12 protein-coding genes are annotated in these 13443 nt (G+C 61.7%); 2 read left to right on the forward strand and 10 right to left on the reverse strand.

Annotated elements, in window-relative coordinates; translation table 11 throughout:
* Nucleotides 1–22 precede the first annotated feature (22 nt).
* The 10 genes from AC0L2B_RS15960 to AC0L2B_RS16005 all read right to left on the reverse strand — a co-directional run bounded on the left by AC0L2B_RS15960 (nt 23) and on the right by AC0L2B_RS16005 (nt 10490).
* The gene (locus AC0L2B_RS15960; RefSeq protein WP_128173799.1) at nt 23–817 is read right to left on the reverse strand and encodes an ABC transporter permease; all 795 of its coding nucleotides are present in this window, start codon (nt 815–817) and stop codon (nt 23–25) included.
* Nucleotides 814–1722, reverse strand: coding sequence for an ABC transporter permease (locus tag AC0L2B_RS15965; protein ID WP_128173800.1), 909 nt, complete (start codon nt 1720–1722; stop codon nt 814–816). Before AC0L2B_RS15965 ends, AC0L2B_RS15960 begins: the two co-directional genes overlap by 4 nt.
* Before the next feature lie 59 nt (nt 1723–1781).
* Nucleotides 1782–2888, reverse strand: a complete 1107-nt coding sequence (locus AC0L2B_RS15970; protein ID WP_473746010.1) for an ABC transporter substrate-binding protein — start codon at nt 2886–2888, stop codon at nt 1782–1784.
* A 243-nt stretch (nt 2889–3131) separates the two neighbouring features.
* Entirely contained in the window at nt 3132–4304 is a 1173-nt protein-coding gene (locus AC0L2B_RS15975; protein WP_473746011.1) for an iron-containing alcohol dehydrogenase, read from the reverse strand.
* Nucleotides 4305–4322: 18 nt separating this feature from the next.
* The gene (locus AC0L2B_RS15980; RefSeq protein ID WP_473746012.1) at nt 4323–5762 is read right to left on the reverse strand and encodes an aldehyde dehydrogenase family protein; all 1440 of its coding nucleotides are present in this window, start codon (nt 5760–5762) and stop codon (nt 4323–4325) included.
* Nucleotides 5740–6153: a type II toxin-antitoxin system VapC family toxin gene (locus AC0L2B_RS15985; protein ID WP_473609636.1), complete on the reverse strand. Its 414-nt coding sequence runs from the start codon at nt 6151–6153 to the stop codon at nt 5740–5742. Before AC0L2B_RS15985 ends, AC0L2B_RS15980 begins: the two co-directional genes overlap by 23 nt.
* Nucleotides 6153–6605, reverse strand: coding sequence for a DUF7662 domain-containing protein (locus tag AC0L2B_RS15990; RefSeq protein ID WP_473609635.1), 453 nt, complete (start codon nt 6603–6605; stop codon nt 6153–6155). The genes AC0L2B_RS15985 and AC0L2B_RS15990 overlap by 1 nt, the downstream gene beginning before the upstream one ends.
* A gap of 60 nt (nt 6606–6665) precedes the next feature.
* A complete protein-coding gene (locus AC0L2B_RS15995) occupies nt 6666–8036 on the reverse strand; it encodes a glutamine synthetase family protein (protein WP_473746013.1) in 1371 nt (456 codons plus the stop codon).
* 96 nt (nt 8037–8132) lie between these two features.
* A complete protein-coding gene (locus AC0L2B_RS16000; RefSeq protein WP_473746014.1) occupies nt 8133–9647 on the reverse strand; it encodes an amino acid permease in 1515 nt (504 codons plus the stop codon).
* Nucleotides 9648–9668: 21 nt separating this feature from the next.
* Nucleotides 9669–10490, reverse strand: a complete 822-nt coding sequence (locus tag AC0L2B_RS16005; protein ID WP_473746015.1) for an N-formylglutamate amidohydrolase — start codon at nt 10488–10490, stop codon at nt 9669–9671.
* A gap of 152 nt (nt 10491–10642) precedes the next feature.
* Here AC0L2B_RS16005 and AC0L2B_RS16010 point away from each other — a divergent pair, with 152 nt between their 5' ends.
* Together AC0L2B_RS16010 and AC0L2B_RS16015 are read left to right on the forward strand one after the other, a co-directional pair.
* Nucleotides 10643–11470, forward strand: a complete 828-nt coding sequence (locus AC0L2B_RS16010) for a MurR/RpiR family transcriptional regulator (RefSeq protein ID WP_473746016.1) — start codon at nt 10643–10645, stop codon at nt 11468–11470.
* Between the two features lie 181 nt (nt 11471–11651).
* The gene (locus AC0L2B_RS16015; RefSeq protein ID WP_473746017.1) at nt 11652–13202 is read left to right on the forward strand and encodes a Fic family protein; all 1551 of its coding nucleotides are present in this window, start codon (nt 11652–11654) and stop codon (nt 13200–13202) included.
* Nucleotides 13203–13443 lie beyond the last annotated feature (241 nt).

The following is a 13443-nucleotide window of genomic DNA, read 5'->3' on the forward strand; positions in this document are numbered from 1 at the left end:
CTTTCGGTCAGTACTTTTTCGATCAGTTTGGCCGGTTCGCCGATCGCGGCGCAAAACGCGACAGGATCTGGATCAGCGACATGCAGCCCCAGGTGATGGCGAAGGAAATGAGCGCCAGTGCCGATGGCTCATAGGCACTGTTGGCGCCGATGTTCTGCAGATAGGGGCCGAAGGCCGGGCGATTCAGCAGCGAGGCCATCGTGAACTCGCCGATGACGATGGCAAAGCTCAGGAACGCGCCGGACAAGACGGCGATCAGCACGTTCGGCAGGATGATGCGGGCGATGATGGTGGTCCAGCCCGCGCCGAGGATTTGTGCGGCTTCGGTGAGCGTTCTGACGTCGATGGTCCTGAGACCGGTATCGACCGCCCGGTACATATAAGGCAGCGCCAGCACTGCATAGCCGATGACCAGCAGGGCATCAGCGCCGCGTGCTGTCGCCAGAAAAGGCAACGCCGAATTCGAACCGAACATTCTGATGTAGCCGAAGACGATGACGATAGCGGGGATAACCAGCGGCAGCAGGGTGATGAACTCTACGACCGGCCGCAGATGCGGTAGCCGCAGCCGTATCCAGTAAGCCGTCGGGACGACGAGGAGCACGCCCAAGAGGATGGTGAAGACCGCCACAACGACGGAATAGGTAAATGTCGCCTGGAAATTCGGATCTCCGAAGACCGAGCGGTAGGCGTCAAAGGAGTATTCCCCTCGCCGCTTCCGCAAGGAAAATTCGAAGGTCGCCAAAAGCGGCAGGATAAAATAGGTGGTTCCCACGCCAAAAACCAGCCAAGCCCAAAAACGGCTGCCTTGCTTCATTTCAGCCACCGTTCGGCTCGCCGTTGGAACAAGATGTAGAAGAGATTGGCCAAGCCGGTGATGACGATCATGCCGAATGCAAGCGCATAGCCTAGATTCGGATTGTAAAGCACGTCGCCGCGAATCTGCGCGAACAGCTGGATTGGCACGATGTTGAGTGACGGCCCCGTCAGTGCATAGGCCGTTGCGACCGCGCCGAACGCGTTGGCAAAGAGCAGGACCGTCGTGCCGAGAAAACTCGGCCATAACACCGGGATCACCACCATGCGCCAATATTGCCAATTGGTTGCGCCGAGCGTGGCGGCAGCTTCGCCCCATTCCTTCTTCAGCCCATCGACCGCCGGCGTGATGATGACGATCATCAATGGAATCTGGAAGTAGAGGTAGGTGAGGATCAGGCCCCAAAACGAAAAGATACTGAAGCCGAGCGAATAGATGTTAATGCCGAAAATGTCTCGCAACAGGATCGTCGCCACGCCGAGCCGACCTAGCGTTGCGATGAACGAGAATGCCAGCGGCACGCCGGCGAAATTCGAGGCGACGCCAGAGAAGGTCAAGGTCGCCGAGCGTAACCACGACGGCAAGCCCCCGCGAACCACTGCCACGGCCATTGCCAGGCCGATCAAGGCGCCAAGGATCGCAGAAACAAAGCTGATCTGAATGGATACCCAATAGGCGGCTGCGAGCTTGGGTTGCGACAACGCTATGATGTTGTCGAGCGTATAGTCGCCGGCTGCATTTTTGAACGCGCCCGCGATCAGCCCTACCGTGGGCAAGATCAGAAAGAGCAGCGCGAAAACGAAGAACGGAGCTACGCCTAACCAATGCAGTGGCAGCCGAAGGCGGCTGATCTCCGGCGCGCCAGGGCTGACGCGGGCTGTCTCGGACACTATGGAGTCTGCCATGGACTTCCCGAATTTGGCATAGGGCGCCGGGCGGCGAACCGGCCCGGCGCCCTATGGAATTACTTCACGACGGCGCCAACGATGGCATCCCAGTTCGTGCTGATTTCCTTTTTGGCGGCGTTCTGCTCCTCCAAGGTCGGGAAGATCGCTTTTTCGTAGTTCTCGGCGGCCGGCAGCTTGTCCAGCATCTCCTTGGGGATCACGCCCTTCTTGGCGAGGTCATTGAAACGGATCGGGTGGCAGTAGCCCTTCAGCCAGCCGAGCTGGCCTTCGTCCGAGTAGAGATACTCCATCCACAGCTTGGCGGCGTTCGGATGCGGCGCATAGGCGCTGATCGCCTGTACGTAGACGCCTGCGACGACCGCTGCCTTTGGCACGACGATTTCGATTTCCGGATTGCCGGCCATCTTGTCGCGCATGGCGAGCAGGTTGTAGTCCCAGTTCATCACGATCGGCGTCGTGCCCTGGGCGACAGCTGCCGCTTCACCGTCGACCGGCACGAAGTTGCCGGCATCGTTGAGCTGCTTGAAGAACTGCAGACCCTTGGCGGCGGCATCCTGGCCGCCGCTGCCGCCAGCCGCGAGGCCCGAAGCGTAAACCGACATGACCGCGTTGTTCGACGTGCGCGGGTCTCCGGCGAGCGCCACCGAGTTGGCATATTCCGGCTTCAGCAGGTCAGCCCAGTCCTGTGGCGCGTTCTGCACGACGGCCTTGTTCACGCCGAAGGCGAGCACGCCGTAGTAGTCGCCGTACCAGTGGCCATCGGCGTCCTTGGCGCTGTCAGGGATCGAATCCCAGGTCGACACCTTGTAGGGTTGGATCAGACCGTCTGCCTTGGCGGACGGGCCGAAAGACAGGCCGACGTCGATGACATCCGGCGCCTGCGGACCCTTATTGTCCTTGTTGGCCTTGATCGCCTCGATCTCGTCGCCGGAGCCGGCATCGGGATTGAGCTCGTTGACGGTGATTTCCGGATACTTCGCCTTGAAGCCGGCGATGACGTCGCCGTAGCCGCACCAGCTGTGCGGCAGCGCGATGGTGGTGAGCTGGCCTTCCGCCTTGGCGGCGGCGACCAGTTCATCCATGGACTGCGCCGACGAGATGGCAGAGGTCGCCATCAGGGCGACGGCCGTAAGGGAAAGTACTTTTCCCGTGAATTTGAACATGTGTTCTCTCCGTTGAACTGACGCCGTTGGACGCCTGCGATGCGGTATCGTTTTCGTGTGACAGCCCGATGAATGGTTTGTGAAAGCGATGCCCTGCAGTACGAAAAAGTAAACTCTTTTTAACCGGCTGGAGCAATCGCTTCGCGACTATTTTTCCGGCTAACGAATTTCGGTCTTACCTTTCATCCCTTCCCCCTTTCTTTGCCCTCATTTCCCAGATCAATTTTCGGCGCGAATACTGTCTCAGACGGTGCCGGCAATGGCATTGTCGAGCAGCGTCAGCGCCGCCTTCCTGGTCAGCTTGACCGGGTTGCCGCCGGCGGTCGGATCGACCACCGCCATGTCGGCGATCAGGCCCTTGCGCTTCTTGTCCATGTCGAGCCCCTGGATCAGGCCCGGCAGCGCGTGCGGCACCTTCAATTCCTTGCGCAGCTTGATGACGGCCTTGGCGAAACCGTCGAAGCCGCCCTTGATGCCGCAATAGGCCGCGAGCCGGGCGATGCGCGCCTCGATGGCGTCGCGGTTGAAGGCCAGCACATAAGGCATGAACACGGCGTTGGTCATGCCGTGATGGGTGTCGTAGAGCGCGCCGATCGGATGCGACAGCGAGTGGATGGCGCCCAGCCCCTTCTGGAAGGCGGCGGCGCCCATGGCGGCCGCGCTCATCATGTGGGCGCGGGCGACGAGATCCTTGCCGTTGGCATAGGCCTTCGGCAGGTTCTCGAAGACGAGCCGCACGCCTTCGACGGCGATGCCGTCGGCCATCGGATGATAGCCCGGCGCGCAATAGGCTTCGAGGCAATGAGCGAGCGCATCCATGCCGGTGCCGGCGGTGATGAAGCCGGGCATGCCGACCGACAGTTCCGGATCGGCGATGACGATGGCCGGCAAAAGTTTCGGATGGAAGATCACCTTCTTGGTGTGGGTCGCTTCATTGGTGATGACGCCGGCGCGGCCGACTTCCGAGCCGGTGCCGGCCGTGGTCGGCACGGCGATGATCGGTGCGATCGCGTCGGCGTTGGCGCGCGTCCACCAGTCGCCGATATCCTCGAAATCCCAGACCGGCCGCGTCTGGCCGGCCTGGAAGGCGATCAGCTTGCCGAGGTCGAGCGCCGAGCCGCCGCCGAAGGCGATGACGCCGTCATGCTTGCCCTTCTTGAACACCGCAATGCCGGCGGTCAGGTTGGAGTCGACCGGGTTCGGCTTGACCTCGGAAAACACACCATAGGGGACCTTGGCATCGTCGAGGATCTCCAACGTCGAAGCGACGACCGGAAGTTTGGCCAGCCCCGGATCGGTGACGAACAGCGGCCGCTTGATGCCGGTGGCTTCAAGCACATCAGGCAATTCCTTGATGCGCCCCGCGCCGAAGCGCACGGTCGTCGGATAGTTCCATTTGGAAATCAATTTTGTCATTTCTGTCTTTCAAAAAAATCAGATGGCTTCACGCAGATGATATGATTTCGGCCTCGTTAGATTGTCGTAGCCGATGGCCGAGAGTGCGGCGCCCTTGCCGGTGTCCTTGACGCCGGTCCAGACCAGCGCCGGATCGAGATAGTCGCAGCGGTTCATGAACACGGTGCCGGTCTCGACGCGATCACCGATCGCCGCCGCATGCTCGGTGTCGCGCGTCCAGATCGAGGCCGTCAGCCCGTAGGGGCTGTCGTTCATCAGCGCGATCGCCTCCTCGTCGTTGCGCACCTTCATGATGCAGACGATCGGCCCAAAGCTCTCCTCGCGCATGACGCTCATCTGGTGGTCGACCTCGGTCAGCACTTCCGGCGCCAGATAGGGCGAGCCCGGCTCGTCATTGGCCAGCTTCATGTTGATATGCGCCCTGGCGCCCTTGCGCAGGGCCTCGGCCTTCTGCTCGCGGATCAGGTCGGCAAAGCGCGCCTGGGCCATCGGCCCCATCGTCGTCGCCTGGTCGAGCGGGTTGCCGACGACGTAGTTCCTGGTTTCGGCGATGAAGCCTTCGACGAATTCGTCATAGACCTTCTCGTGGACATAGACGCGCTCGATGCCGCAGCAGCACTGGCCGGAATTGTAGAAGGCGCCGTCGACCAGGTTGGCGACGGCATGGTCGATCTTTGCGTCGGCCAGGACATAGGCCGGATCCTTGCCGCCGAGTTCAAGGCCGAGCGTCATGAAGGTGCCCGCTGCGGCCTTTTCGATGGCGCGGCCGCCGGCGACCGAGCCGGTGAAATTGACATGGTCGATCTTGCCCGAGCCGAGCAGTTTTTCGGTCTGCGCATGGTTCATGACGAGGTTCTGGAACAGACCCTTGGGCAGGCCTGCTTTGTCGAACGCCTGTTGAAAGCGTTCGCCGACCAGAAGCGTCTGCGCCGCATGCTTGAGGATGACGGCGCTGCCGGCCATCAGCGCCGGCACGATCGTGTTGACGGCGGTGAGATAGGGATAGTTCCACGGCGCGATCACCAGGATCACGCCGAGCGGCACCTTCTTCACATAGCGGCGAAACCCATCCTTGGGATTGGAGGCCATCACCGGCTTGAGTGCCGCTTCCGCAATCTCGACCATGTAGCTGGTGCGTTCCCTGACGCCGCCGAACTCGCCGCCATAGCGCACCGGGCGGCCCATCTGCCAGGCGATCTCCGGCACGATCTCGTCGGTCATGGCGACCAGCGCTTCCAGCATGGCGAGCATGTACTTGCCGCGCTCGACGATCGGCGTCTCAGCCCATTTCTCCTGCGCCGCCTTGGCACGCTCGACCGCGGCATTGATCGCCTGGTCCGTGGCGATGGGCCGTTCGGCATAGATCGAACCATCGACGGGGGATTTGAGTTTTACGGTTTCCAAGTGGGCGTCTCCATATATCGAAGGCAAAGCGTCAGCAGGCAAGGGCGCGAACATGCCCGGCTCTTGCATAATCCAGTATTGACTGATCGCGCGTCACGAGCGTCAAATCGAACGCCCGCGCTGTCGCGATCAATATCCTATCCGCCGGATCGCCGTGGAGCGATCCAGGCAAGAAAGACGATTCAATCAACAATTCCGGCGAAAGAGCCTCGACCTTGATGCCTGGCGTGGCGATCACTTCCCCAAAAATGCTTGCTGGCGACTTTGCTGCCGCCAACCGGCCCTTGGCGCTCAGCAGGCCCAACTCCCAGGCCGAAATGGGGGAAACCCGGACCTTCTCGTCAACAGCCGCGGCGCTGTTGATGGCAATCTTGGCTTCCGGCGTGATTGGCTCGTTCAGCGCTATCCATATGATCGCGCAAGTGTCGAGCAGCAGCCTGTGCATCACGGCAGCACGTCAGGCTCAAAGGCCGGCCTCGTGTAATCATGTCCTTGGAGAAGCGTGACCTTGCCCGTCCATATGCCGAAAAGAGGATGGTCGGTATTTCCCTGCGGAAGTTCGTAGCTGGCTTGCGCTTGTTCCGCCATTCCTGAACGAGTCTTGTCTGTGGTAGCCATATTCGGCTTTCGATAACCTTCGGGCCATCCCTCCAGTTTGAAATCCACCCGCTCGTTCGCAAGATCGACACGAGATGCCCGGTAGTTTGCGCGCAACCAAGCGCGCGCCTGGCTGTGCCCGCTCGGGCTGTTCGCCCACCATTCCTCCCGCTGTCGTGCCGACGGCGGCAAGCGGCCACCGATAACTTGCTCGATCTCTGCGAAGCTCATCGACATCTGGCCCTGGCCCGAGAACAGGAGATGCTCGAAAAGCGGATGGTATTTGGTTCCTTCGGTCATCGCACAACCTAGCTCAAGCCGCATTTTCGGTCAAGGTATTGATAGTATCTTACTATCTTTCTAATAACGCTCGAACCCCCTGTGCAGTTCCCAATCGGTAATGCGGCGGTCGTATTCGAACTGCTCCCAGTGCGCCGTATGGACATAATGCTCGAGCACGCCGTCGCCGAGCGCCTGCTTCAGCATCTCCGATTTCGCCAGCGTCTCGGTGGCGTCACGCAGGGTCTTCGGAATTTCCGGCAGCTGCGAGGCCTGATAGGCATCGCCGACGAAGGGTTTTTGCAGTTCAAGCTTTTCATCGATGCCGGCAAGGCCGGCCGCGATCAGCGCGGCGAAGGCGAGATAGGGGTTTAGGTCGGCGCCGCCGATGCGGCATTCCATGCGGATGCCCTTGGTGCCCTCGCCGCACAGGCGAAAACCGGCGGTGCGGTTGTCCTCGCTCCACATGATCTTGGTCGGCGCGAAGGTGCCGGCCTGGAAGCGCTTGTAGGAGTTGACGTAGGGCGCCAGGAACCAGGTGAATTCCCTGGCATATTTGAGCTGGCCCGCCGCCCATTGCTGGCCGAGCGTCGACAACGTCCATTCTGCCTTTTTGTCGTAGAAAAGCGGCGTCTCGCCGTCGGCGCTCCACAGCGAATTGTGGATATGGCTGGAATTGCCGGCCAGCCCGTAATTGTACTTGGCCATGAACGAGACCGCCTTGCCTTCAGACTCGGCGATTTCCTTGGCGCCGTTCTTCAGGATGACGTGGCGGTCGGCCATCTCGAGCGCCTCGGCATAGCGGACATTGATTTCTTCCTGGCCCGGACCCCACTCGCCCTTGGAGTTCTCAATCGGAATGCCGGCTGCCTGCATCTCGTTGCGCAGCCGGCGCATGACGCCTTCTTCCTTTGTGGTGATGCCGATCTGGTAGTCGCCGATATAGGGCGAGGCTGTGTCGAGGCCCTGCCAGTGCTTCTTGCGGGCGGAATCGTAGGTTTCGCTGAACAGATAGAATTCGAGCTCGGAGGCGAAATAGCCGAGATAGCCGCGTTCGCTCAGCCGCTTGACCTGCTTCTTCAGGATGGCGCGCGGCGAATGCGGCAGGTCGTCATGGGTGTGGTGGTCGAGCACATCGCAGATCACCAGCGCCGTCTTTTCCAGCCATGGAATGCGCCGCAGCGTCGACAGATCCGGCTTCATGACGAAGTCGCCATAGCCTTTCGACCAGCTCGCCGCCCTGTAGCCGGGCACCGGTTCCATATCGATGTCGGCGGCCAGGAGATAGTTGCAGCCATGCGTCTCGTCATGGGCGGAATCGACGAAATACTGTGCCAGGAACCGCTTTCCCGCCAGCCGCCCCTGCATGTCGACAATGCACGCCAGCACCGTATCGACCTCACCGTTGGAGACCGCCTTTTTCAACTGATCGAACGAGAAATTTCCGGCCATTCTTCCAAGCTCCGCCGCCTTTGTGGCGCTTCGAGAGTTCAACTCTGGACCCGGCCGCAGGAAGCGGCCGGGTGTTTCTTGAGGTCCGAGACAGGGTCAGGCTTTCTGCGCGTGCTCCAGCGCGAACTCTTCTTCCGGCGACAGGATCAGCTTGTGACGGCCGACCAGCCCGAAATAGACGATCGCGATGGCGAACCACAGCGCCACCCAGACCACGCCCTTGGTGAAGTTCGCGTCCTGAATCTGGTAGAGCAGGGTGACCACGCCGATGATGATCGTCAGCACGGCGCCCGGGACGCCGAGCGGGCTGCGATAGGGACGTTCCATGTTCGGCTGGTTCTGGCGCAGCAGGATGAAGGACACCGCCTGCAGGATGTAGGAGAACATCGCGCCGAACACCGCCATATTCAGCAACACCGAGCCGATGAGCGATCCGGCCGTAGCGCCGCCAAGCGCGAACCACATGATCAGCATGATGCCGAAGCCGACGATGGCGCCCGCAAACATCGCCACATACGGCGTCTTGTACGATTTGTGGGTGACCGACAGCGCCGACGGGAAATAGCCGGCGCGGCTCAGCGAATAGACCTGGCGGCCCATGGCGAAGATGATGGTGTGGAAGCTTGCGATCAATCCAATCAGCGCGATGACGCCAAGCAGCACTGCGCCCGAGTCGCCATAAATCGCCCGGAACCCGTCAAGCAGAGGCTCGCCGGAAGTCGCGAGCTTGAACGAACCAACGCCGATGACCGACGGGTTGAGCAGCACGATCATGAATGCCGAGACCATCAGCGTCAGCATGCCGGCGATAATGCCGCGCGGCATGTCGCGCTTGGGGTCGACCGATTCTTCCGCCGCCAGCGGAAGCTGCTCGATAGCCAGGAACAGCCAAACCGCAAAAGGCAGCGTCGCCAGCACGCCCGAAAAGCCGAACGGGAACATTGAACCATTGCCTTCGGGAAGCTCCATCGCCGCTCCGTCCGGGCCGACGCCGATGTTCAGCGCCCAGCGCGAAAAGTCCATGCTCGGGATGGCGCTGATCCAGAACACGATCAGCACGGCGAGCGACAGCAGCGTGACGATCAGCGTGACGCGGAAGGACAGCGCGACGCCGAAGATATTCAACGCCAGGAACACGGCATAGGTCACCAGCCACCAGAGCGGCGGCCAGACGCTGGAGTCGGGAAAGGCGACCGACCAGATGCCTCCCATATAGGAGCCGATGAAGAAGGCGATGACGGCGGGCGTCACCACATACTCGACGTTTTCGCAAAGCCCGGTGATGAAGCCGCCCCACGGCCCCATCGCCGTCCGGGCGAAGGAGTAGGCAGCGCCGGTGTGCGGCAAAGCCGGGCTCATCTCGGCGATCGAGAAGACGAGGCCGACATACATGATGGCGATGATGATGCCGGCCACCAGCATGCCGCCCCAGCCGCCTGTCCCGAATCCGAAATTCCAGCCCGAAAAATGCCCGGATATGACGGCGCCGACGCCGAGCGCCCACAGATGCCAGACATTGGCGTGACGCACCAGTTGCCGGTCCTCGAAATAAGATTTGTCGCGCTTCGCGTATGCGACGCTGCCAACTTGCTTCGTATTACCGCCTGCCATTTGAAAGTCCCCTTCTTCTTGTCAGTTGACCGGTTCCACCGGATGGCCGAGCCCGCGCCGGCCAGATCCCTGGGATCCGGATGACGGCTCGAGATCGGAAAAAATCCCCGTGAGCAGATCCGCCCATTTTCGCTGCCCGGCTTCGTCGGATATTTCGTCGTTGCGGATTTCGATCATCGCGCAGGGTAGCTCCCGCGGGCGCGCGTGCCGTTCCAGCGTGAAATAGACACGGTCGGCCGGCGAATAGGGTTCGTTGATGCCGACTGTGACGCCGGCGAGCCGCTGCAGCGCGGCGACGAGCGGCGCTGCCAGTCGACGATCCTCGTCATGGATGACGCCGATGTGCCAGGGCCGGCTCTTGCCGTTGTAGACCGGGTTGAAGGAATGGATTGAAACCAGCCGCGTCTCGAGCCCGCGCGCCAGCCTTGTGTCGATGATGTCAGCGACCGCATCGTGAAAAGGTTGCCAGGACAGGGCGATGCGCGCGGCGCGCTGCTTTTGCGACAGGCCGGCATTGCCCGGAATGGTTGTGGTCTCGCTGACCGGCGGCACCAGATCGGGTGCGTCGAGCGGGCGGTTGCAGTCGATGACAAGCCGCGAAATGCGGGTCTCGACCAGCGTCGCGTCAAGCGCCGCGGCCATGCGGCGGGCCACCGGCAGCGCGCCGGGATCCCAGGCGATGTGGCGGGAAAGCTCTTCGGCAGCAAGGCCGAGCGTTCCGAATTCCGGCGGCAGGAAATTGGAGGCGTGGTCGCAGGTCAGCACGAAAGGGCTCGATCCGCCGGGGTTCGTCACCCCTACGGTTTCAGGCGATGCAAGGCTGGCGGGCCGTGCTGTCTCCATTATCCTGTCGTCCCCGGGGAGCGCTGTATCGTATGTTACGTATTTTGCCTCATTGCGTCCCTGTGGATGATTTCATACAGTTTGTCCGGCTTTGTCAAACGCGATTTCGGGTCAAATGCGATTTCGGCAAAACGGCCGGGCATGGGGAAAAGATGATTTCGAGCATTGCCGAACTGATCTCGGACCGCATCGGCACGATGCCGGCGGGCGAGCGCCGCGCAGCGCAGACGCTGATCGCCAGCTATCCGCTGATCGGCCTGAAGACGGTCGCCGAATTCTCAGCTGCCGCTGGCGTCTCCTCGCCGACGATCCTGCGTTTCGTCGCCCGCCTCGGCTTCCAGAACTACCCGGAATTCCAGTCGGCGCTGCAGGACGAACTGGCGGCGCAACTGCAGTCGCCGGCATCGCGCACTCTCAACCCGCCATCGCCGAACGGCGGCGCGGTGTCGCCGATGCTGGAGGCGACGCTCGACAACATGCGCGAAACGTTCAGGCACCTGTCCGACAAGCAGCTTGCCGACATCGTCGCAAAGCTTGCCGACCGACGCGGCAAAACCTTCCTGATCGGCGGCCGCTTCACCGATCCGCTGGCGCGCTACATGGCCGCCCACCTCGCCATCATCCAGCCCAACGTCTTTCACCTCGCCGGACAGGAAAGCGTCTGGCGCGATCGGCTGGTCGACATGGGCAAGCGCGACGTGCTGGTGATCTTCGACATCAGGCGCTACCAGGACAGCCTGGTCCGCTTCGCCGAGACGGCACACCAGCGCGGCGTGCAGATCGTGCTGTTCACCGACCAGTGGCTGTCGCCAATCGCCCGCTTTGCCCGGCATGTCATCGCCGGGCGCACCGCCGTGCCCTCGGCCTGGGATTCTTCGGCGGCCCTTTTCGTCGTGGCCGAAACGCTGATCGGCGCCGTCACCCGGCAACTCGAGGCCGACGGCGCCAAACGCATCCGCGAGTTGGAAAGCCTGCGGTAGAGGCGCGGGCTGAACAGACGAACCCGGCCAGCAGCAAAAGTATTTTCAAGCAGTTTTTCAGCTACCCGCGGAATCACTTTTCGCGAGGTACGCATTTGACGCATCATTTTTCATAAGTTAGAATCATTTTTCAGGGATTTTGGTGGATCGTGCCAAAATTCGAACGCGAGGTACGGTTTTCATGGCTGCTCCGCAGGAGCATCAATTTTCAGGGCCGGTGAACGTTTTTCAGGAACTGCGCCTTCCTGAAACCGCGACTCTTGCCGGCTACAGCGCGCTGATCGGGGCCCATGGGCTTGCCGTGCCTCTGCCGCGGACTCTCTCCGCCACCGGCGAGCATCACCGCATCACCGAGCGGGACGGCTGGCGCATCATGACGCCCCGGCATGCGCCGCATTCAACCCTTGAAGGCCACCTGACCTTCGCTCTCAAATACGAAGGACTGGACCTGGCAATCCTCAAGCGGCTGTTTCTGGCGACCGGAACCGCACCGATTGAAGCGCTTGTTCGCAAAAGCCCGACCGGCAGCTACGCCCGCCGGATCTGGTTTCTCTATGAGTGGCTGACGGACACGCGCCTCGATCTCCCCGACGCGACCGCCGGACGCTATGTTCCTGTTGTCGACCCCGAACTGCAATGGGCGGCGCAGGGCAAGACCGCTCCGCGCTACCGCGTGAAGGACAACCTGCCCGGCACGCCGTATTTCTGCCCGCTCGTGTTCCGCACCAAAGCCCTTGAAGAATTCATCGGCCTCGACCTGCCTCGGCGTGCGCAGGCGATCGTCGCGAACGTGCCGCGCGACCTGCTTGCTCGGACGGCCGCTTTCCTTCTGCTCAAGGACTCGCGATCAAGCTATGCGATAGAGGGCGAGCGTCCGCCGCAGGACCGCATCCAGCGCTGGGGCCGCGCCATCGGCGAGGCCGGTCGTCAGCCGCTTGACCGCGATGAGCTGCTGCGCCTGCAAAGGATCGTGCTCGGCGATGCCCGCTTCGTGAAGCTCGGCTTCCGGCAGGAGGGCGGCTTCGTCGGCGGGCATGACCGCGACAACCGCATGCCGCTGCCCGATCACATCAGCGCCCGGCCCGAGGACCTGGAATCGTTGATCGACGGCATGGTCGCGTTCGACCGCGGCCCCGCCCAAAGCCTCGATGCGGTCATCGTCGCGGCGATCCTCGCATTCGGATTCGTCTACATCCACCCGTTCGAAGATGGAAACGGCCGCATTCACCGCTACCTGATCCATCATGTCCTTGCCGCGCGCGGCTTCAACCCGCGAGGAGTAGTGTCCCCTGTTTCGGCCGCGATACTGGAGAAAATCGACGAGTACCGGGGCGTGCTTGAGAGTTATTCGCAGCGCCTGCTGCCGCTGATCGAATGGCAGCCGACGCCGCAATTCAATGTCCGCGTCCTGAACGACACTGGGGATTTCTACCGCTTCTTCGACGCGACGCCCCACGCCGAATTTCTCTACGCCTGCGTCCGGACGATAGAAAAGGATATTCCCGACGAGACCGCCTTCCTACGCCGCTACGATCAGTTCCGGCAGCAGGTCGATGCCTTCATCGACATGCCCGAGCGTCTAACCGATCTGCTCTTTCGCTTGCTTCATCAGAACGGCGGCCGCCTTTCGAACCGCGCCCGTGAAAGGGAATTCGCCGCTCTAACGGATGACGAGGCGGAGCGGATCGAGGCGATCTACCACCAAACCTTCGGACCCGGCCTGCAGGCATGATTGTTCCATGGGTAACATCTATCGCGGCGCTTTCGTCACTTCCGGCAATCGAACCGCTCCGTTGGCGACCTGAACTCGACCGCCTGATCGCTTCCGCGCCGGAGAAGGCGTGCGCGCCAGGCTGCAAACGCAAAACGGCCCGCGTGATGCGGGCCGTTTTGTTATTTGGTTGCGGGGACAGGATTTGAACCTGTGACCTTCAGGTTATGAGCCTGACGAGCTACCGGGCTGCTCCACCCCG

The organism is Mesorhizobium sp. WSM4815, assembly GCF_055811575.1.

What these genes read in the sequence shown, in the direction of transcription:
- AC0L2B_RS15960 (WP_128173799.1), bottom strand. Translation starts at nt 817, where the DNA reads ATGAAGCAAGGCAGCCGTTTTTGGGCTTGGCTGGTTTTTGGCGTGGGA.
- AC0L2B_RS15965 (WP_128173800.1), bottom strand. Translation starts at nt 1,722, where the DNA reads ATGGCAGACTCCATAGTGTCCGAGACAGCCCGCGTCAGCCCTGGCGCG.
- AC0L2B_RS15970 (WP_473746010.1), bottom strand. Translation starts at nt 2,888, where the DNA reads ATGTTCAAATTCACGGGAAAAGTACTTTCCCTTACGGCCGTCGCCCTG.
- AC0L2B_RS15975 (WP_473746011.1), bottom strand. Translation starts at nt 4,304, where the DNA reads ATGACAAAATTGATTTCCAAATGGAACTATCCGACGACCGTGCGCTTC.
- AC0L2B_RS15980 (WP_473746012.1), bottom strand. Translation starts at nt 5,762, where the DNA reads ATGTTCGCGCCCTTGCCTGCTGACGCTTTGCCTTCGATATATGGAGAC.
- AC0L2B_RS15985 (WP_473609636.1), bottom strand. Translation starts at nt 6,153, where the DNA reads ATGCACAGGCTGCTGCTCGACACTTGCGCGATCATATGGATAGCGCTG.
- AC0L2B_RS15990 (WP_473609635.1), bottom strand. Translation starts at nt 6,605, where the DNA reads ATGACCGAAGGAACCAAATACCATCCGCTTTTCGAGCATCTCCTGTTC.
- AC0L2B_RS15995 (WP_473746013.1), bottom strand. Translation starts at nt 8,036, where the DNA reads ATGGCCGGAAATTTCTCGTTCGATCAGTTGAAAAAGGCGGTCTCCAAC.
- AC0L2B_RS16000 (WP_473746014.1), bottom strand. Translation starts at nt 9,647, where the DNA reads ATGGCAGGCGGTAATACGAAGCAAGTTGGCAGCGTCGCATACGCGAAG.
- AC0L2B_RS16005 (WP_473746015.1), bottom strand. Translation starts at nt 10,490, where the DNA reads ATGGAGACAGCACGGCCCGCCAGCCTTGCATCGCCTGAAACCGTAGGG.
- AC0L2B_RS16010 (WP_473746016.1), top strand. Translation starts at nt 10,643, where the DNA reads ATGATTTCGAGCATTGCCGAACTGATCTCGGACCGCATCGGCACGATG.
- AC0L2B_RS16015 (WP_473746017.1), top strand. Translation starts at nt 11,652, where the DNA reads ATGGCTGCTCCGCAGGAGCATCAATTTTCAGGGCCGGTGAACGTTTTT.